The organism is Rhodococcus sp. 7Tela_A2, from assembly GCF_049311045.1.
Lineage (GTDB): Bacteria > Actinomycetota > Actinomycetes > Mycobacteriales > Mycobacteriaceae > Rhodococcus.
Genome location: NZ_JAXION010000040.1, coordinates 1 through 17628, shown reverse-complemented (window position 1 = coordinate 17628; position 17628 = coordinate 1). Strand labels below are relative to the sequence as shown.

The window sequence follows — 17628 nt, the reverse complement described above, 5'->3', positions numbered from 1 at the left end:
GAGATCGGATCGCCCCTGGTACAGCAGGCCCAGCGAACCGATCTCCGTGCGGCGAGTGCGAATTCGGCGACCGAAGCAGGTACGCAATTAGTTTCGCGAACATCGCAAATGTGCCTGGCGCGGATTCCACGATTCACTACCGAAGCCGGCTCATTATCCGAAACCCCGTCCGGGCCAAAGAAAACCCGGCTATTTTCGCCGATTGTGTAATAAACATCGAATTTCCCACGATGATCGGGGCATGACACACCCGCACGGATCGGTCTCCGCAATACCCACCGGCCTCGTCGGGGCATCACCGAACACCCGCTCGCCTATTCCGGATCGAATCTCACCGAACCGAAAGGAAACACCATGCGCGTCTCCACACGGCTTTCGATTCTGACCGGTACGGCGCTCGCCGCCGCCGGTGTGGCGGTAGCGGGAGCGCCCGCCGCCGCAGCCGACCCAATCGGCCCCACGCTGACCTCTGCTCCGATCTCCGTTTACCAAATTCCCGCTGTCGGCGTGCAGATCACCGGACTCGGACTTCCGGATCTGCTCTTCTCCTCTGTGAACGCCTCGTCTCCCGGAAAGGGCCGGACGACCTTCACCCTGCCCGTGAGCGACGCCCCGTGCTGGACCAGCGCTGCGCTCACACTCGTCCGCATCAACTATGTGAATCTGGCGAACGGCACCAGCGGCTCCACGAGCCTGCGGCCCTGCACGCCATACGGTTCACTGCCCGATGCGCCCACGGTCGACACCGGATCGGGACCCGTCGCCATCACCGTCGCCATCGTCGGGGCCGAGGGCTACCCCAATGCCGGACAACCGTCGCTCCCCGGTATCGCAGGTTTCGTCGCTCCCTGACTCTCCCCGGCGGCATGAGCGCGCCCGATCCGCGCATTCGTCCCGGGTCTATACAGTGGCCCTGCAACGGTGTGATGCGCCGCGTCGTGTCCCCGGACTGTTTCCGGTCCGGGGCACGAGGGTGCCGGGGGTCGGTCGAGCAGGGGAATGGAGTCGGCGGGAGTGCGAGCAACCACGGTCAAGTTCGCTCGCGAGCGGTTGGGTGCGCTGGTGCGCGAAGTCAACGACGACACCGTCGCGGTCGAGATTACCGGGAAACACCATGAGGCAGTGCTGATCTCGAAGAAGCGATATCTCGCACTGCAGGAGGCCACGTTTCTCCTTCGCTCACCCGAACTCATGGACAGTCTCCGCAAGGAGATGGCGCGTTCGCTTCTCGAAGAACACTCGACCACCGCGCCGGACGGCGCCACCGACAAGGCCGAGAAACCGAAAACACCCGCCCGGCGTCCGCCACGCGCGCGCTCCCGCAAGCAGCGGAAGAAGAAGCGGAAGAAAGCCGACTAGCGCCGACACGTCCTACGGGTTGTTCAGCCGGGCGCGATAACCGAAGAACACCACCGAGACCAGTCCTGCAGCGATCATCGAGCCGCCCACAGTCGTGGGAATGTCCGGACGAAAAGCGACGACCACGCCACCTATCGCGAGCACCGCTCCGAATGTTGCCAGCCAGATCGCGATCGCGGCGGCACGCCCTCGCGCTGCCCGGGCCGTGTCGTCATGATCGTTCGCCATCGTTCACCGCAATCAGGGTTGTTCGCCGGACGACCCGAGCAACTCGAACGGGTCACGGCACAGGATCGCAGGTTGTGTCGAGCAATGCACCCGTCGAGGCTCACCGGCGCGGTTCGTACCGCATTGCCACGGTGCCCGCACCGAATTCGTGCCGGTCCAGGAAGCGCAATTCGAGGGGCTTCGACAACCCCGCGAACAACGTCGGCCCGTGGCCGGCGACCCTGGGCTGCACCACGAACTCGTACTCGTCGATCAGCCCCAGTTCGGCCAACGCGAGCGGGAGTCGCACGCCTCCGACGAACAGACCGTTGGGCGCTTCCTGCTTGAGTTTCCGCACCGCCTCGGCCAGGTCCCCCTGGACGAGTTCCGCGTTCCAGTCGACACTCGGGAGCGTGCTCGACACGACGTACTTCTTCGCTGCGTCGATCGTCCGGGCGAACGGGTCCGTCCATTCGGGATTCTCTGCCGACGACGGCGACAATCGCCACGCCGACTCCATGAGTTCGTACGTCACGCGGCCGAAGAGCAGCGCGTCGGCCCGCTCGAGGTTCGCGGTGTGGTGGCGGTGCAACCCCTGCAACTCTTCCTCCGCAGGCACCGCGCGATGATCGCAGCATCCGTCCAGAGTGATGTTGATGGAGTACCGGAGTCGTCCCATCGGCCGAGAATACGTGAGGAGCAAGTTCCGTTCGAGCGCTTCGGCTGCACCGATCCAAGAAGATGCCGAGTGTGCGATGAGTATGCCTGCCCGCCGCGGTCTACTTCTTCGACCGAGCAACCACGCCGAGGAGGTAGGGGCATGGGCCTCATCGAGATCGAACTGTTCACCACGCTCGACCTCGTCGGGCAATCGCCCGGCGGCCCCGAGGAGGACCCGGTGGGATTCCCGTTCGGCGGCTGGCAAGCACCCCTGCTGGACGCGGTCACCGGAGCGCAGATCGGTGCCGCGTACGAGGGCACGGACGCACTGCTTCTCGGTCGTCGAACCTATGACGTGTTCGCCGCATACTGGCCCCACCAGAAAGGCGGTGAGGACAGCGAGATCGCCACCTTGTTCAATTCGGTTCCGAAGTATGTGGCTTCCCGCGGCAACCCCGACCTCTCGTGGGCGGGGTCCACGAAGCTCGGGCCCGATCTGGTCGCTGCGGTGCACGAGGTCCGCGACCGGCACGAGCACATCAAGGTCGTCGGGAGCCTGAATCTGGTGCAGACCCTCCTGCGCGAGAAACTTTACGACCGCCTCGACCTCTGGGTGCACCCGATCGTGCTGGGGGTCGGGAAGAAACTGTTCGACGGCGGCGGGGTGCCCACGAACCTCACCCTCCTCGCGCCACCGGTCGCCGATCCGAAGGGCACCGTCTATCTGCGCTACGAACTCGCCGACGGCACACCGGAAACAGGCGACATGAGCGCACCCGATCGCGGGGTGGAGCCCGGAGCCTGACACCCGTACGCGCCCCGGCCCGTGAGTTTCGGGGTGCTCACGGTTCGGCGACCGTCAGGACTCCGGATTCGTCCACCACATCCAGCGACAACGTGCGGTATCCCTCGGTGTCGAACAGAACGGTGACGCGGTCGTGCCGGGTACTCAGCACCACGCCCCGGCCCCAGTGTTCATGGACGACGGGTGTCTCCGGCGAGAGCAGTTCGCCGGCGATGGTCGATCCGGCGTCCGGTGCAAGGTCCGGCACGACCCCGGCCACGCAGTTGTCACACGTACCGCAGGGGTCGGGGATTGTCTCGCCGAAGTAGCCCAGCAGGAATTGCCGACGGCAACCACGTGTCTCCGCGTAGCCACGCATCATCTCGACACGTGACCGGTCGAAGCGTTCGCCGGCTTCCGCGGCGTCCCTCGCACGCTCGAGTGCCCGGCGCGCAGTGAGATCGGCAGCGATGAACCCACGGCGACCTCCGACGATCACACCGGCCCGCTCCAGGAGGTTCGCCGCGTTCGCGAGCCGCCGCCCTCGGTCACCGAGTTCCTCGCGTATCCGTCCGAGCCGCACAGGGCCCGATGCGCGAACCACGGCGAACACCCGCGAGATCAAGTCGTCGTCCGGCGAGTGCGTGGTGAAGAAGGTGGCGAGGGAAAGATCCTCCGTCCGGTAGAACATCGAGACGGTCGCTCGCTCCCCGTCCCGGCCCGCACGTCCGATCTGCTGGTAGTAGGAGTCGATCGAGTCGGGCACGGACGCGTGGACGACGAACCGAACGTCAGGCTTGTCGATCCCCATGCCGAACGCAGAGGTCGCCACCACCACCTCGCAGGTGCCGTCGAGGAATCGTTCGTGCACGTCGTGGCGCTGCTGCGCGGGCATGCCGGCGTGATAGGCACAGGCGCGGATGCCGCGTTCGGCGAGACTCTCCGCGTAGCGCTCGGTGTCCTTGCGCGTAGCCGCGTACACGATGCCTGGCCCCTCGAGGGACACCACCTCGTCGATGACCGCGCGACGTTTCTCCGCGTCCTCGATGTGGCGGTGCACCGCGATATCGAGGTTCGGTCTGTCGAATCCGCCGGCCACCACGACCGGGTCGCGCAAGCGCAGCGCACCGACGATGTCGTCGCGGACCGGGGGCGAGGCCGTGGCGGTGAGGGCCGCCACGGGCGGTCGTCCGAGACGCTCGAGCGCATCGGCGAGCCGCAGATAGTCCGGCCGGAAGTCGCTGCCCCACACGGAGACACAGTGCGCTTCGTCGACCACCATCAGTGCGACGCGCACGTCGCCGAGGCGCTCGATCACCTCGTCCTTCGCGAGTTGCTCGGGCGAGACGAAGACGTAACCCGCTTCGTGCCGGCTCACCGCCTGCCAGTTGGCCTCGTTCTCCGCCGCACGTTGCTTGGAATTGATCGCCATTGCCTTCGGGGCGCTCGTGGAGTCCAGGAAGGCGATCTGATCGTTCTGCAACGCGATCAGCGGAGACACGATCACGGTCACTCCCGGAAGCAGCAACGACGGGATCTGGTAGATCGCGGACTTGCCGTAACCCGTGGCCAGCACCGCGAGAACATCACGACCGTCGAGGAGCGGCACCATCGCGTCGAGTTGTTCGGGGTGCAGTGTCTCCCATCCGAACACGCGCCGGGCGGCGTCCTCCAACCTGTCGCGGGGATCGCTCGTCGAAGAGGAGTTCACGGACACGAAGGCTCCTGTCTGCGGGGTAGGGGCTGTCCACGGGATGGGGCAAACCCGGCCTACCCCGAGCACCCCGGCGCAAACGGCCGTCTTCGGAGAATCGCAGTCGTTCGAGGACGCGGTTCAGGGGTACCCGACCGCATCACACGTGCACAGCACGTCACGACTCGAGGAGGAAGTCATGGCTGGAACTCGTCCGTTGGCGCTGGTGACCGGCGCTTCGCGAGGTATCGGATTCGAGCTGGCGAATCTGTTTGCCGAGAACGGTTACGACCTGACGGTCGCCGCCTCGTCGGAAGCGATCCACGACGCCGCCGGCGAATTGCGGAGGCGGGGCGTCTCGGTGAACCCGGTCCAGGTCGATCTGCGCACCGAGGACGGAGTGCGCGCGCTCTACGATGCGGTCGTCGCCGACGGGCGGCCGCTGTCGGCCGCAGCACTCAACGCGGGGGCCGGGGTGGGGGGCGCATTCGTGGACGCGGACCTCGAGGATCTGCTGTCGGTGGTCGACCTGGACGTGCGCTCGACAGTGCATCTCGCGCGTCTGGTGCTGGCCGACATGGTGCGCGCCGGGGAGGGTCGTGTTCTGATCACCTCGTCGCTGGTGTCGAAGATGCCCGGTCCGTACCAGGCGGTGTACAACGCGTCGAAAGCATTCGTGCAGTCCTTCGCGGAGGGAGTGCGCAACGAACTGCGCGACAGCGGTGTGACCGTCACGGCGATGCTGCCCGGAGCCACCGACACCCAGTTCTTCGCCCGCGCGGGTCTGCTCGACACCGTGATGGGCAAGGCTCCCAAGGACGACCCCTCCGTCGTCGCGAAAGACGGGTACGAGGCGCTGATGAGAGGCGACCGCAGTGTGGTCGCGGGATCGCTGCTGACGAAGTCGCTCGCAGCACTCACTACCGTGACACCGAAGCCGGTGACCACCGCCCTGAACCGCGTCATCGCGAAACCCCGCTGACACGGCATCTCGGGCGACGGTATTCCGGATGTCGGCGTTGTCGGAAGGGTCTGCCGAATGCTTTACCAGTCCCAGGGGTAGATCGGGTCGGACTTGTAGGTCGTCGCCTCGGTCGCAGAGGGAGTGTATCGGCCTATGCTGACGCGATGTTCTTTCTCTTCGGCTACGGCACCAAACGGCAGTACCTCGGCGAGGGGCACACTCGCACGTGCCCGCGGTGCCACAACACAACTCAGTGGAGAAGGCTGCGCGTGTGCAAGCAGTTCACCCTGTTCTTCATCCCGGTCGCGCGGTGGAATCGCCGGGAGTTCGAGGAATGCGGTATCTGCGGCACCGTCGTCGAAAGCTGACCGCCGTGCGCCCCCGAAAGCTGCCGTATCAGGTCCCGCAGAATGTCTGAAAAGACTCGGTGAACTGCCGTGGCGCGGGAGCGGCGTAGTCCGACCATTCGTCGCGCCGGCCGAACGGATGCGTCACGACCTCGAGCAATGTCGTGAAGGGCGAGAGGTCTCCGTCGGTGGCGGCGCGGAGAGCAGCATCGACCTGGTGATTTCGGGGGATGTAGAGCGGATTGACCTCGTCCATCGCGTCCGCGGTGGCCGCCGGTCCCCTACCCTGTTGCGCCACGACCTCGTTCCAGCGTTCCAGCCAGGGGCCGATTGCCGTCCGGGGCAGGAGGCCGTCGAGAGACGCGGAGTGCCCGCGCAGTTCTTCGGCGAGAGCACGGAAGGTCCCCGTCCAGTCGGCGCCCGATTCTTCCATCAACGACAGCAGGTCGTCGACCAGCGCCCGGTCGATGTGGGTGCCGGCGACGCCGAGTTTCGCTGCGATCCCCGCCGTGTAGTGGGCGTCGTAACGCTCGTCGAAGGTGTCGAGCACGCCCGTCGCGGCGGTAATCGCATCGTCCGGGGTGGACGCCATCAAGGGCAGCAGCGTTTCGGCGAACCGCGCCAGATTCCATTTCAGGACCGCGGGCTGGTTACCGAACGCATAGCGGCCCGCATGATCGATCGAACTGAACACCGCGGCCGGGTCGAACGCGTCGAGAAAAGCGCACGGACCGTAATCGATCGTCTCCCCGGAGATAGTCGTGTTGTCGGTGTTCATCACTCCGTGCACGAAACCGGTGAGCATCCACTTCGCCACCAGTGACGCCTGCGCCTCGACCACGGCCTCGAAAAACCGCAGATAGCGGTTGCCGTCACCCGTCGCGGGCCGTTCGGTGAGCTCCGGATAATGGCGGCCGATCGCGTACTCGGCAAGGCGCGGCAGCACCTCGCCCCGTCGCACGGCGAACTCGAAGGTCCCGACCCTGAGGTGGCTCGCGGCGATCCGGGCGAGCACGGCCCCGGGCTCGAGTCCGTTTCGGGGTACGTGTGCGCCGGTGGCCACTACTGAGAGAGCACGCGTCGTGGGAATGCCGAGCGCGTACATCGCCTCGCTGACCAGGTATTCGCGCAGCATCGGGCCGACGACGGCGAACCCGTCACCGCCGCGGGAGAACGGAGTCGGCCCCGAGCCCTTGAGATGCAGATCGACTCGCCGCCCGCCTTGGTCGGCGAGTTCACCGAGCAGCAGGGCGCGTCCATCTCCGAGGAGCGGGGCATAACCGCCGAACTGGTGACCCGCATATGCCATCGCCACCGGCGCGGCTCTGTCGGGAACAGCCGATCCGGACAGCACACCGACGCCCTCTTCGCTGCGCAGCACCACGGCGTCGAGCCGAAGTTCGGCTGCCAGTTGCTCGTTGAGCACAAGCAGTGCGGGGTCAGGAGCTTGTGCACCCTTCCACGGCACCGTGAGGTCGCCGAACTCGTCGACGAAGGTGCTCTCGAGACCGGGCACCGCCGTGCTCGCGCCGCTGAGGGTGAAATCCGGGTTCGCAGCCATCTTCCGAGAGTAACCATTACTCGACGAGCCAACCGGGAGGGTCGGTTCGGGTAGCTGCGCGCACTCAGCAGATACATTCTCGGCTGCCGCGTCGCCGGGACGCTGCTGCGTCCCCGAATCCCGGGCTCATGGAGAGGGAGACGCCTTTTCATCGCGATGCTGCCTCTGGGGTCGTGTCCGAAGCAGCTCGGTGGGATGACCGCCGAGCCAACGTGGTAACGGCTCTTTCGGCCGGGGCGACGTAGGTGGTATGTCGAACACTGCGCGTCTGGCGGTAATCGCCTGCGTTTGTGCCGTACTTGCGGGTTGCGGTGCCGACGACGCCTCGAATCCGCCGCAACCGACCACTTCGCGCACCACGAGCGTCGACGTCGCCACAACGGTCGATCCCCCGCCGCCGTCGGCCCCTCCGGCCACCTCCACTCCGGTGTGGGACACGGCCGAACCGTCGACGCAGGTGCCGGCGCCCGCATCGGAACCACCGGTGTCCGACACGGAGGCCTACATCGTCGATTGTCAGACCGGTCTCGGCCCGATCGAAACCTATTGGTCGGACGGCACCGTCACCGGATACACCGACTACTGCCAGTCGGTACACGACCGTGTGCTCGAAGGTGAACGCGCCGCGAATGCGCCGGTCTGCGACGGAATCGTGTGCCGATACCCGTCGGGTGAGATCGCACCCGACCCCAACGCTGTGCCCGACGACCGCTGCACGAATCAGATCAACTATGCGGGCGATCCTCGTTCCAACGCCGAAATCAACTCGATCGGCGAGCAGACGGGCCAGTGTCCCGCACCGATCTCCTGATACTTCCTCCCAGCTCTCGGTCCACTCACCGGCGAACCGTCAGGGGACGACCGGGCCGTCCGAACGACGTGTCCGCACCACCTCCACGTTCGGCTCCCCGTGCGCAGCCACCTCGCGCGCACACCGACAGGGCTCTTACATGGGGCGGGCGCGGGGTCGCGCGCCGTTGAGGAACAACTCCGTGATCCGGCGTGCATTGTCGACTCCTCCGGCCAAGTCCGTCGCGCGGGCCAGATGGAGGAACGCATTCATCAGGAACTGCGGGTCGCCGGTGAGTTCGTCTCCGGTCACGGCCCCCTCGAACAGTACGACCACGGGACTGAGCACCTCGCGGACGTAGAGCGCGGAGATCTCGTCGCGAGTCGTGTCGCTCACCTGGTCGAGGGCATCGTAGATGCGCTGTTCGAACGAGATGGAGGACCCGTGGTCTTCCGAACAGGCGACCGCGAGTGCGGTCAGACGGTCGTCCAGAGATCCCTCGGTGTCGACTGCCTTCCGGATACGGAGGTGCAGGTTGCCGATGAATTCGCGGGCGACCGCCCGATACAGGTCTTCCTTCCCACCGGGGAAGTGATGGTAGATCGACGGCTTCCTGATTCCGACGGTGCCGGCCACGCCGACGAGGGAGATCCCGGCGTAGCCGGTGCCGGCGAGCTGGTCGGCGAAAGCGGCCATGATCTGCGTGCGGGTGTCGGTTCCGTCGGTCATCGGTTCCTCCGAGCGCCGTAGGACTTGGTCAGGTCGGTTATTTCGAGTGCAAGGGAACTGCGCATGCACATCAGCCTACCTACCGGACGGTAGCCTAGCAACAAGACGGCGCCGCCACCGTCCTGGCCGGTCCCCGGAAAACACCGGACCAATGAACCCGCACGGGTGCGTCGAATGCGTCCGGCAACGCACCTGCGAAGATCAACCGCAGGTCACGGCCCCCTTCACGCCGCTGTGTCCTCGGGCACGAAAAGGTCACGACGGCCCCCCGAAAAGCGGCTTTCGCACCCGATTTCGGGCGGGGCGGGACGACAGCACGAAGCGCATCGAGGCCCAGTCTGCGAACGAACCGAACCCGGCGCTCGGATTTCGATGGACTCCAGACGAATTACAGTGCAGCAGAACAACTTCGGATCGAGGGCGCAGGTTGCCCGGGCGTGCCGAACACGGCGGGTTCGGCGTTGCGGCGGCAACCTCGGGCGGGCCGCTCCGGGCGGTTCCGGTGGCGACGAATCGCGGTCGGCTGCGACGGCTGTCACGTCCCCGGGTCTGAAATGGCCTTCGGCACGATGCCTTGAAACGCCCCCTAGCTGCGGCGTTACCTGGTTGTGACATAAAAACCGCTGGAACGGGAATTAAACATCTCCTTTCGGTAACGCCAGCGGTCCCGTTTTGAAAGGGCCGAGCCCCAGCTTTCGGCCGAATCTTGGAGCACGACTCATGCCTGTTTCACCCTCGCGCCGTATCAAGTGCGCCATCGCCGCCACTGCCGTCATCACCTCCGGTGTCGCATTCGGTACCGCCACCGCCAACGCCAATCCGGTCACCTCTGCGGCCACCCGCTACCAGGAGCCCGGCAACCTGCTCAAGGCGCTCGACATCGACGCGCTCACCGGCTCTGGATGGTCGAAGGTGGACAATACAACCGTCGAACCCGAGGAATCCTCCGGGGAAACCGAGCAAGCCGTCGAGCCTGTGGCCGAGCCCGCCCCGGCGCCTCCGCCGCCTGTGGTCACACCCGACGAGCTGGCACGCATCGTGCCGGGCATCCCCCCCGAGAAGATCAACGAAGTCATCGCCCCGCTGAACGACGCGATGATTCGCCACGGTATCGACAACCCGGTTCGTCAGGCGGCGTTCATCGCACAGCTCGCCGTCGAGTCCGATTCGTTCCGCACGTTCGAGGAGTACGCATCCGGTCGCGCCTACGAGGGCCGCGCCGACCTCGGCAATACCCAGCCGGGAGACGGCGAGCGGTACAAGGGTCGCGGCGCCATCCAGGTCACGGGTCGCCACAACTACCAGAAGCTGAGTGAGCACACCGGGGTGGACTTCGTTTCGCACCCCGAACTGCTGGCCACCGGGGAAAACGCTTTCACCACCGCTGCCTGGTACTGGACCTCGCGCAACCTCAACGAGGTCGCGGACACGGCCGGAATCGTTCGGGTCTCCGAACTCGTCAACGGCGGGCACCACGCCCTGCAGCGGCGGATCGCCGACTTCGAGCGCGGCCTGAACGTGCTGCTGCAGCCGTAACCTCACAGGACTCCCGGTCCTGGACCACCCGGCCGATCCGGCCCGCCCTTTTGCAGGGCGGGCCGGATCGTCTTCGTCGGGCCTAGACCGCTACGTCGAAGATCTGCCCGATTGCGTACGTCACCACCATTGCCAGTGCGCCCCCGAGCACGACGCGCACCACGGCTCGTCCGCGCCGGGCTCCCCCGAGCCACGCACTCGTCGTCCCGGTGATCGCCAGCGCGACGAGCACGGACGCGAACGTCACCGGAATCCGCACCCCGTCCGGCGCGAACACGATGACCAGCAGCGGCACGAGCGCCCCGAGCGTGAACGACACCGCCGACGACAGCGCGGCGAGCCACGGATTGGCCAGCTCGGTCGGGTCGATCCTCAGTTCCACCTGCGCGTGCGCAGCGAGCGGATCCCGGGCGGTCATCTCCTCGGCCGCGGTCCGGGCCGTGCTCTCCGAGAGCCCCCAACTCTCGAGCAGATCCTCCAGCTCGGCCAGTTCGGCTTCCGGCATCACCTCGAGCTCGCGCCGTTCCGCGACCAATGCGGCCTGTTCGGTGTCGCGCTGAGTGCTCACCGAGACGTATTCACCGAGTGCCATCGACACGGCTCCCGCCGCGAGACCGGCGACACCGGCGGTCAGAATGGTCTGTTCCGTCGTCGTAGCTGCCGCGACGCCGACGACCAGTCCTGCGGTCGAGACGATGCCGTCGTTCGCGCCCAGTACACCTGCGCGCAGCCAGTTGAGTTTGCCCGCCAAGGAGCCGCCGTGGGGTTCTGCGCCCTTGTGGCCTCCCGGCTCGCCCCCCTGCGACCGTGGTTCGGGCAACGACATGCCGTCAAGCTAACACCGTCCCGGGCCGAAGGATGAGCATTCGCTCTCCGTAAGCACCTCCTGCCGGCTCGTAGTGTGTGACGGTTGCGGGAGAGATCGCCGGCTCACCCGCCGAAGGCCACGCCCCGGCCGCTGTCTGGACAATGCGGCGCGAGAGGACTGCGGCGCGAGAGGACACTGCCATGGCCAGCACCCGTATCGCGGTTACCGGATCCACCGGCAACATCGGCCGCGCTGTCGCCGCCCACCTCGACGAGACCGGGACCCGCATGCGTCTGGTGGTACGCGATCCTGCGCGCGCGCCGACCGGAGCCCGCGACGTCGTGCAGGCGTCCTACGGCGACCTCGAGGCCGCGACCGCCGCGTTACGCGGGGCGGACGTGCTGTTCATGGTCTCGGCATCCGAGAGCGCGGACCGTCTCACACAGCACCGCACCTTCGTCGACGCCGCGGTCGCCGCCGGAGTGCGGCACGTGGTCTACACGTCGTATCTCGGAGCCGCCCCGAACGCCACCTTCACGCTCGCCCGCGACCATTGGGCCACCGAGCAGTACCTGCGCGAGTCCGGGATGGCATGGACATTTCTGCGGGACTCTCTCTACCTCGACTTCCTGCCCACGCTCGCGGACGAGGACGGGGTGATTCGCGGCCCGGCCGGGGACGGGCGGGTGGGCGCTGTGGCACGAGCGGACATCGCGCGCAGCGCCGCCGCCGTGCTCGCGGGGGTCGATGCTCATGCCGGCCGGACCTATGACCTGACCGGTCCGGAAGCGATGACGCTGAGCGAGGTCGCGCGCACGATCACCGACGTGACGGGGCGGGCGACCACGTACGAGGAGGAAACGGTCGAGCAGGCGTACGCCTCCCGTCGGAAGTACGAGGCCCCCGCGTGGCAACTCGACGCGTGGGTCTCGACGTACACGGCGATCGCCGCCGGTGAGCTCGCCGCGGTGACCGACGCGGTCCAGCAACTGACCGGCGCTGCGCCGCTGAGTCTCGCCGAACTCCTGGCCCCGGGTTCACACCAGGCCTAGGGAACCGGCCATGAGCGGCGAACCCGGCACCCTGTGGACGATCGGGCACTGGACATGCCCACCCGCCGTCCTGCTCGACACGCTTGCGACCGCGGACATCGACCTGGTAGCCGACGTACGCAAGATGCCCGGTTCGCGCCGCAGTCCGCACGTCGACGCCGACGCGATGACGTCATGGCTCGGCGAAGCCGAGATCGGATACCTGCACCTGACCGAACTCGGTGGCCGGCGACCGAAGCAGAAGGACATCGACCCGCAGATCAACGCCGGGTGGAGAAACACGAGTTTCAAGAACTACGCCGACTACACGCTCACCCCCGCGTTCGAGACGGGGCTGGCGCATCTGAGCGACCTCGCCCACGACCACCGCGTCGCGATCATGTGCGCCGAGCCCATGCCGTGGCGTTGCCACCGCCTTCTGATCGCCAACACGTTGACCGCGCGGGGATGGACGGTGGTGCACCTGATGACCGGCGCGGCACCGAGGCAACACGTCCTCGGCGGGTGGGGGGCTGTACCGAAGGTCGGTGCCGACGGTGTCGTGACCTACCCCGACACTGGGTGAGACCCCGACACTGCGCTCGGACCGGCGCGAAAACGACGAGCACCGGAACGCGCCGATCCCTGATGGAACGCGACCGTCGTTGACAGACTTGTTCTGCCTCCAACCTTCGAAGGGAAGCCGGATGAGCGTCGTCAACCTCGGGAAGCAACACCCCGCCGCATACAAGCAACTGGTGAGTCTCAACGAGCAGGCCGAAGAAGCAGTCCGGCAGGCGGAGCTGGACCCGTTGCTCGCAGAACTGGTCAAGATCCGGATCTCACAGATCAACGGGTGCGCGTTCTGTCTGCGCATGCACACCCGTGACGCCGTCGAGAAGGGCGAGACCGGCGACCGGCTGGCGGTGGTGGCCGCGTGGTGGGAGTCGCAGTACTTCACATCCCAGGAGCGCGCGGCCCTCGCGCTGGCCGAGCAGGTCACGCGGTTGCCGGTGCCGGACGCACACACCTGGGACGACGGGTCGCTCACGCCCGCGCAGGCGTCCGCAGTCGGCTGGCTCGCGGTCGTGATGAACGCGTGGAACCGGGTGGCGATCACCAGCGGTTATCCGGTCGGCCCCTGAGCGTCCGGGTCCTGGCCGCTACGGACGGACAGCGGCCTCGACGTCCCGGACGAACCGGGCGGTCGCGTCGGCGAGTTCCGCGGGATGCGAACGAGGTGACCAGTGGCCCGCATCCAGCGGGTGCACGCGCAGATCGGTCACCCATCTGTCGGTGTCTTCGTACCCGACCGGCCGCACCGCCCGGTCCCGCAGATTCAGGACCAGCTGGACGGGAACCTCGGTCCGTCGCTCACGCGGACCGGCGAGCCGCCGGCGCAGATTGGCGCGATACAACTTCAGTCCGTGCGCCATGTCGTCGGGCAGGGTCGGCGCGACCGGCCCGATCGCCGCCGGGTCCGTCCGGTCGAAGAATCCGACGAAGGCAGGCCAGCGCCGGGCGAACCCTGCCCGCAGCACGAGCGCCGGCACTCCGGGGATCTGGAACAACAGGGTGTAGGACGAGGCCAGCGCCTGCTCGCCGGGTCCGAGGAGCCGCAACTCCCCTGCCCGCCGGCGCATCCACAGGCCCAGATGATCCAGGTTCGGCCCCGATACCGAGGTGTACGACGCGATCCGTCCGGTGGCGATCGGCTCGCACACGGCTTCCCAGCACAGGACCGCACCCCAGTCGTGACCGAGCAGGTGGACCGGTTCGTCCGGGCTGACCGCGTCGATCACCGCGAACAGGTCGGCGGCGAGGTGCTCGAGCCGGTAGTCCTCCACCGCATCGGGGACGGTGGACTTCCCGGCGCCGCGATTGTCGAAGCGCACGATCCGGAAGGTGTCGGCGAGCAGCGGCGTCACCCGATCCCATAGAGCGTGCGTATCGGGCCAGCCGTGGACGAGGACGAGAGTCGGCCCGTCCGGGTTGCCTTCCTCCACGACGTGGAGCCGGGTCGGTCCGTTGGTGACGACACGACTGTTCATGTTCTCCCCCGATGTCGCGCAGCACTGGAAGTACGCATGGCGCCCAGATTAACGTGACGCGGAGTAATAAGTAACCGCAAGCGTTCGGCACCTACGGGTTCATACGTGGGAAGCCGGTCCCGGGACGTGCCCGTCCTGCCGCGGACGCAGCATGCGCCAGGCGACGAGCGCGGACACGACCATCAGCGCGGCTCCGATCGCCGACGTAATCGTCACCCCACTGTCGAACGCGGATCCGGCGGCGGCCAGGAGGGCGTCGGCCTGCACCGCGGGCAGTGTCTCGGCCACTGCGTGCGCGCCGCCGAGCGTCTGTTGCGCGGCCGCCGCCTGCGCCACATCGATCCCGGCCGGGACGGTGAAGTGGGACGTGTACGACGCCGTGAGAATCGAGCCGAGTACGGCGGTTCCGAGCACGGCACCCATCTCGTACGCGGTTTCCGACACCGCCGAGGCCGCGCCGGCCTTCGTCGGAGGCACGCTCGAGACGATCAGGTCGTTCGAAAGCGTCTCCGCCGCACCGATGCCCGCACCGAGCACGGCGAACGCGACGATGATCGGTGTGACGGCAGACGGCGAGGCCGTCAGGAACACGAGCCCGTAACCGACTGCGGACAGCAGAAGGGCCGCAACGATGATCGTCGACGGCCGGATCCACCGCACCAGCAGCACCACCGACATCCCGGCGACGACCATGACGGCCAGTCCCGGAACGAGAGCGATCCCGGCTTGCATCGGGCTGTGCCCGATGACGAGCTGCAGGTGCTGCGAGACGAAGAACAGGAAACCCACCAGCGAGAACACCGACAGCAGGTTGACGATGACGGCGCCCGAGAAGGCCGGTACCCGAAACAGCCGGACGTCGAGCATCGGGTCGCTCCGGTGCAGTTGCCGCCGAACGAAGAGCACCAGCGCGAGCACCCCCACTGCTGCGGGAACGAGCGCGGCGAGACCCATCCCGTCGCCGGCGAGGCGCTTGATCGCATAGACCAGCGGTGCCAGCGCGAGCATGGACAGTCCGATGCTCACCACGTCGACCCGGCCGGGATTCGGGTCCTTCGACTCGGGAACGAACATCGGTGCGAGCACGAGCAGCGGGATCAAGACGGGCACGGCGAGCAGGAACACCGAGCCCCACCACGCGTGCTCGAGCAGGAATCCGCCCACGATCGGGCCCAGTGCGGCGCCGGTTGCGAAGCACGACGCCCAGATCGCGATGGCGAAACGTCGCTGGTCGCCGTCGAGGAAGATGTTGCGCAACAACGACAGCGTGGACGGCATGAGCATCGCGCCGAAGAAACCGAGCGCACCGCGGGCGACGATCAGCAGTTCGGCGGACGGTGCATAGGCGGCCGCAACGGAGACGGCGGCGAATCCCGTCGAGCCGATGAGCAACAGGCGTCGGCGCCCGATCCGGTCACCGAGGCTGCCCATCGCGACGAGCAGACCGGCAAGCACCAGCGGGTAGATATCGATGATCCACAACTGCTGCGCTCCGGTGGGCTGCAGTGCCGACGAGATTTCGGGCAACGCGAAGGCGAGGACGGTGTTGTCCACAGAGACGAGCAGCACCGGAAGCATGAGCACCGCGAGCGCGGCCCATTCACGAGGACCTGCCTTGGCGCTCGGTGAGAGGTCGGGCGGGGAAACAGGGGTGGTGGACATGGATCTCGTGCTTTCGAAGTCAAGGCCGGAACGTTCGTTACTGTACCAGCTGGACGGTATAGTAACGAAGGTCGTAGGATCGCCTGGTGCCACCCCCACCTGCCGCCCGCACCAAACTTGTGGACGCATTCGTGTCGGTCCTCCTCGAACACGGTGAGCGCGCCGCCACCCTCGACGCGGTGGCGGCCGCCGCCGGCGTCTCCAAAGGCGGGCTCCTCTATCACTTCCCGTCGAAAGCGGCCCTGATCGAGGGTCTTGCCGAACATGTCGAACAGCTCGCCGCCGACGACGCCGAACTCATGCGCACAGCCCCGGAAGGTCCTGCCGCGTACTACATTCACACTTCGGTGTACGCCGACACCCCCATCGACCGAGCCATCATCGCGACCACCCGCCTGAGCCAGGGCGCGAACGAACGCGCCCGGCAGGCGCTGCACCGCATCCGGCAGGGCTGGCTGGACGTTCTCACCGACGCGCTCGAGGACCCCGCCGTCGCCCGAGCGGTGATGCTGATCGGCGACGGCCTGTACTACAACGCCGCGATGTCGGGAGAAACGAGCGAGACACCGCCCGAGGACGTGGACGAACTCCTCGAAGTCGTGCGACGCATGACCGACGGACGCGACTGATCAGCGACCCGCCGGTCCGCTCGATTTCGCCGGGAGACGGTGCAACTCGACGTCGCCCAGCGCACCGCCGTCGACCGTCGCGGTCATGTACGTACAGTGCGGCTGTCTGCGCCGATCCGTGGGCGAGCCCGGATTGAGCAGGCGCAGACCGCCGGGAGCTGTGGTGTCCCACGGGATGTGGGAGTGACCGAATACCAGCACATCCGTGTCGGGATACGCCGCCTCCATGCGCTTGTCCCGGCCCGCCGAGGCGCCGGTCTCGTGCACCACCGCGAGACGAAGCCCGTCGAGCGTCACCCGCGCGACCTCCGGAAGCCGCTCCCGCAGGGCGGGTCCATCGTTGTTCCCCCAGCATGCGATCAGGCGCCGTGCACGTTCTTCGAGGGCGTCCAGCAGTCCGACGCCGATCCAGTCACCCGCGTGGACGACGATGTCGGCGCGGTCCACCTCGTCCCACACGACCGCGGGGAGCCCACGTGCCCGCGCGGGGACGTGGGTGTCGGCCAGCAGCAGCAACCTCATCGGCCCAGTGTGCCGCGCCCTGCTCGGGCGTGCCGGTACTACCGCAGAGGAACACCCAGCAGCGCATCGACCGCGTCCGCGAACAGGCCGGGCGCCGACGCATCGTCACCACCCTGCTCGACCGCGAACCGGGCCCAACCATCAAGGGCCGCAAGAGCCTTCGGGGTGTCGAGATCGTCGGCGAGGTGCTGGCGCAGGCGCGCGACGGTGTCGTCGGCGGGCTGCGCCGCCGTGAGTGCCGCCGCCGCCCCGGCGCCCCCGCCGCCCCCGGGGGGGGGGCGGCGCCCCCCCCCCC

20 protein-coding genes and 1 pseudogene are annotated in these 17628 nt (G+C 67.3%); 11 read left to right on the top strand and 10 right to left on the bottom strand.

Translation table 11 applies throughout. The annotated features are described in order from the left end of the window. The first annotated feature begins 354 nt into the window (after positions 1 to 354). On the top strand, positions 355 to 852 hold the full coding sequence (locus TVH25_RS09940) for a hypothetical protein (RefSeq protein WP_422423994.1): 498 nt from the start codon (positions 355 to 357) through the stop codon (positions 850 to 852). 162 nt (positions 853 to 1014) lie between these two features. Then, positions 1015 to 1359: a type II toxin-antitoxin system Phd/YefM family antitoxin gene (locus TVH25_RS09935; protein ID WP_296549655.1), complete on the top strand. Its 345-nt coding sequence runs from the start codon at positions 1015 to 1017 to the stop codon at positions 1357 to 1359. Positions 1360 to 1371: 12 nt separating this feature from the next. On the opposite strand, the gene TVH25_RS09930 is transcribed toward TVH25_RS09935, so the two are convergent. Together TVH25_RS09930 and TVH25_RS09925 are read right to left on the bottom strand one after the other, a co-directional pair. Beyond that, the gene (locus TVH25_RS09930; protein ID WP_169622235.1) at positions 1372 to 1587 is read right to left on the bottom strand and encodes a hypothetical protein; all 216 of its coding nucleotides are present in this window, start codon (positions 1585 to 1587) and stop codon (positions 1372 to 1374) included. A gap of 100 nt (positions 1588 to 1687) precedes the next feature. Continuing rightward, entirely contained in the window at positions 1688 to 2245 is a 558-nt protein-coding gene (locus TVH25_RS09925; RefSeq protein ID WP_422423993.1) for a dihydrofolate reductase family protein, read from the bottom strand. 141 nt (positions 2246 to 2386) lie between these two features. Here TVH25_RS09925 and TVH25_RS09920 point away from each other — a divergent pair, with 141 nt between their 5' ends. Further along, positions 2387 to 3031 carry a dihydrofolate reductase family protein gene (locus TVH25_RS09920; RefSeq protein WP_422423992.1) on the top strand — a complete coding sequence of 215 codons (645 nt, stop codon included), beginning with the start codon at positions 2387 to 2389 and terminating at the stop codon, positions 3029 to 3031. Between the two features lie 37 nt (positions 3032 to 3068). Here TVH25_RS09920 and TVH25_RS09915 read toward each other — a convergent pair whose 3' ends face one another. After that, positions 3069 to 4721: a RecQ family ATP-dependent DNA helicase gene (locus TVH25_RS09915; protein ID WP_422423990.1), complete on the bottom strand. Its 1653-nt coding sequence runs from the start codon at positions 4719 to 4721 to the stop codon at positions 3069 to 3071. A gap of 181 nt (positions 4722 to 4902) precedes the next feature. On the opposite strand from TVH25_RS09915, the gene TVH25_RS09910 reads away from it, so the two are divergent. Then, on the top strand, positions 4903 to 5685 hold the full coding sequence (locus TVH25_RS09910; RefSeq protein WP_422423989.1) for an SDR family NAD(P)-dependent oxidoreductase: 783 nt from the start codon (positions 4903 to 4905) through the stop codon (positions 5683 to 5685). Between the two features lie 146 nt (positions 5686 to 5831). Further along, positions 5832 to 6035, top strand: coding sequence for a zinc-ribbon domain-containing protein (locus TVH25_RS09905; protein ID WP_169622230.1), 204 nt, complete (start codon positions 5832 to 5834; stop codon positions 6033 to 6035). A gap of 28 nt (positions 6036 to 6063) precedes the next feature. On the opposite strand, the gene TVH25_RS09900 is transcribed toward TVH25_RS09905, so the two are convergent. After that, the gene (locus TVH25_RS09900) at positions 6064 to 7575 is read right to left on the bottom strand and encodes a protein adenylyltransferase SelO (protein ID WP_422423988.1); all 1512 of its coding nucleotides are present in this window, start codon (positions 7573 to 7575) and stop codon (positions 6064 to 6066) included. Between the two features lie 484 nt (positions 7576 to 8059). Between TVH25_RS09900 and TVH25_RS09895 the strand changes: the two genes are divergently transcribed. Further along, entirely contained in the window at positions 8060 to 8386 is a 327-nt protein-coding gene (locus TVH25_RS09895) for a hypothetical protein (protein ID WP_169622204.1), read from the top strand. A gap of 135 nt (positions 8387 to 8521) precedes the next feature. Here TVH25_RS09895 and TVH25_RS09890 read toward each other — a convergent pair whose 3' ends face one another. Then, entirely contained in the window at positions 8522 to 9094 is a 573-nt protein-coding gene (locus tag TVH25_RS09890; protein WP_296549729.1) for a TetR/AcrR family transcriptional regulator, read from the bottom strand. A gap of 720 nt (positions 9095 to 9814) precedes the next feature. Here TVH25_RS09890 and TVH25_RS09885 point away from each other — a divergent pair. Next, positions 9815 to 10630, top strand: coding sequence for a glycoside hydrolase family 19 protein (locus TVH25_RS09885; RefSeq protein WP_296549727.1), 816 nt, complete (start codon positions 9815 to 9817; stop codon positions 10628 to 10630). Between the two features lie 82 nt (positions 10631 to 10712). Here TVH25_RS09885 and TVH25_RS09880 read toward each other — a convergent pair whose 3' ends face one another. Continuing rightward, a complete protein-coding gene (locus TVH25_RS09880; RefSeq protein ID WP_296549725.1) occupies positions 10713 to 11456 on the bottom strand; it encodes a VIT1/CCC1 transporter family protein in 744 nt (247 codons plus the stop codon). A gap of 182 nt (positions 11457 to 11638) precedes the next feature. Between TVH25_RS09880 and TVH25_RS09875 the strand changes: the two genes are divergently transcribed. From TVH25_RS09875 to TVH25_RS09865, 3 genes are all read left to right on the top strand, one after another. After that, positions 11639 to 12490: an SDR family oxidoreductase gene (locus TVH25_RS09875; protein WP_422423985.1), complete on the top strand. Its 852-nt coding sequence runs from the start codon at positions 11639 to 11641 to the stop codon at positions 12488 to 12490. 10 nt (positions 12491 to 12500) lie between these two features. Continuing rightward, positions 12501 to 13055 carry a DUF488 family protein gene (locus TVH25_RS09870; RefSeq protein WP_422423984.1) on the top strand — a complete coding sequence of 185 codons (555 nt, stop codon included), beginning with the start codon at positions 12501 to 12503 and terminating at the stop codon, positions 13053 to 13055. 121 nt (positions 13056 to 13176) lie between these two features. Continuing rightward, positions 13177 to 13614 (top strand): carboxymuconolactone decarboxylase family protein, encoded by a 438-nt coding sequence (locus tag TVH25_RS09865; RefSeq protein WP_169622223.1) that lies wholly within the window; start codon positions 13177 to 13179, stop codon positions 13612 to 13614. 18 nt (positions 13615 to 13632) lie between these two features. Here TVH25_RS09865 and TVH25_RS09860 read toward each other — a convergent pair whose 3' ends face one another. Both TVH25_RS09860 and TVH25_RS09855 read right to left on the bottom strand, forming a co-directional pair. Further along, complete coding sequence (locus TVH25_RS09860) at positions 13633 to 14520, bottom strand: alpha/beta fold hydrolase (RefSeq protein ID WP_296550120.1); 888 nt, start codon at positions 14518 to 14520, stop codon at positions 13633 to 13635. 99 nt (positions 14521 to 14619) lie between these two features. Then, complete coding sequence (locus tag TVH25_RS09855) at positions 14620 to 16182, bottom strand: MFS transporter (RefSeq protein WP_422423983.1); 1563 nt, start codon at positions 16180 to 16182, stop codon at positions 14620 to 14622. Positions 16183 to 16268: 86 nt separating this feature from the next. Here TVH25_RS09855 and TVH25_RS09850 point away from each other — a divergent pair, with 86 nt between their 5' ends. Then, positions 16269 to 16811, top strand: coding sequence for a TetR/AcrR family transcriptional regulator (locus TVH25_RS09850; RefSeq protein WP_169622220.1), 543 nt, complete (start codon positions 16269 to 16271; stop codon positions 16809 to 16811). On the opposite strand, the gene TVH25_RS09845 is transcribed toward TVH25_RS09850, so the two are convergent. Both TVH25_RS09845 and TVH25_RS09840 read right to left on the bottom strand, forming a co-directional pair. Then, on the bottom strand, positions 16812 to 17333 hold the full coding sequence (locus tag TVH25_RS09845) for a metallophosphoesterase family protein (RefSeq protein WP_422423982.1): 522 nt from the start codon (positions 17331 to 17333) through the stop codon (positions 16812 to 16814). Between the two features lie 38 nt (positions 17334 to 17371). Further along, positions 17372 to 17628: pseudogene (locus TVH25_RS09840) on the bottom strand (hypothetical protein); the annotation flags it as partial.

Excerpts from the sequence above, each read along its gene's own strand:
- TVH25_RS09940 (WP_422423994.1), top strand. The coding sequence starts at position 355 with ATGCGCGTCTCCACACGGCTTTCGATTCTGACCGGTACGGCGCTCGCC.
- TVH25_RS09920 (WP_422423992.1), top strand. The coding sequence starts at position 2,387 with ATGGGCCTCATCGAGATCGAACTGTTCACCACGCTCGACCTCGTCGGG.
- TVH25_RS09890 (WP_296549729.1), bottom strand. The coding sequence starts at position 9,094 with ATGACCGACGGAACCGACACCCGCACGCAGATCATGGCCGCTTTCGCC.
- TVH25_RS09930 (WP_169622235.1), bottom strand. The coding sequence starts at position 1,587 with ATGGCGAACGATCATGACGACACGGCCCGGGCAGCGCGAGGGCGTGCC.
- TVH25_RS09860 (WP_296550120.1), bottom strand. The coding sequence starts at position 14,520 with ATGAACAGTCGTGTCGTCACCAACGGACCGACCCGGCTCCACGTCGTG.
- TVH25_RS09870 (WP_422423984.1), top strand. The coding sequence starts at position 12,501 with ATGAGCGGCGAACCCGGCACCCTGTGGACGATCGGGCACTGGACATGC.
- TVH25_RS09910 (WP_422423989.1), top strand. The coding sequence starts at position 4,903 with ATGGCTGGAACTCGTCCGTTGGCGCTGGTGACCGGCGCTTCGCGAGGT.
- TVH25_RS09855 (WP_422423983.1), bottom strand. The coding sequence starts at position 16,182 with ATGTCCACCACCCCTGTTTCCCCGCCCGACCTCTCACCGAGCGCCAAG.
- TVH25_RS09865 (WP_169622223.1), top strand. The coding sequence starts at position 13,177 with ATGAGCGTCGTCAACCTCGGGAAGCAACACCCCGCCGCATACAAGCAA.
- TVH25_RS09905 (WP_169622230.1), top strand. The coding sequence starts at position 5,832 with ATGTTCTTTCTCTTCGGCTACGGCACCAAACGGCAGTACCTCGGCGAG.
- TVH25_RS09845 (WP_422423982.1), bottom strand. The coding sequence starts at position 17,333 with ATGAGGTTGCTGCTGCTGGCCGACACCCACGTCCCCGCGCGGGCACGT.
- TVH25_RS09880 (WP_296549725.1), bottom strand. The coding sequence starts at position 11,456 with ATGTCGTTGCCCGAACCACGGTCGCAGGGGGGCGAGCCGGGAGGCCAC.
- TVH25_RS09900 (WP_422423988.1), bottom strand. The coding sequence starts at position 7,575 with ATGGCTGCGAACCCGGATTTCACCCTCAGCGGCGCGAGCACGGCGGTG.
- TVH25_RS09925 (WP_422423993.1), bottom strand. The coding sequence starts at position 2,245 with ATGGGACGACTCCGGTACTCCATCAACATCACTCTGGACGGATGCTGC.
- TVH25_RS09885 (WP_296549727.1), top strand. The coding sequence starts at position 9,815 with ATGCCTGTTTCACCCTCGCGCCGTATCAAGTGCGCCATCGCCGCCACT.
- TVH25_RS09875 (WP_422423985.1), top strand. The coding sequence starts at position 11,639 with ATGGCCAGCACCCGTATCGCGGTTACCGGATCCACCGGCAACATCGGC.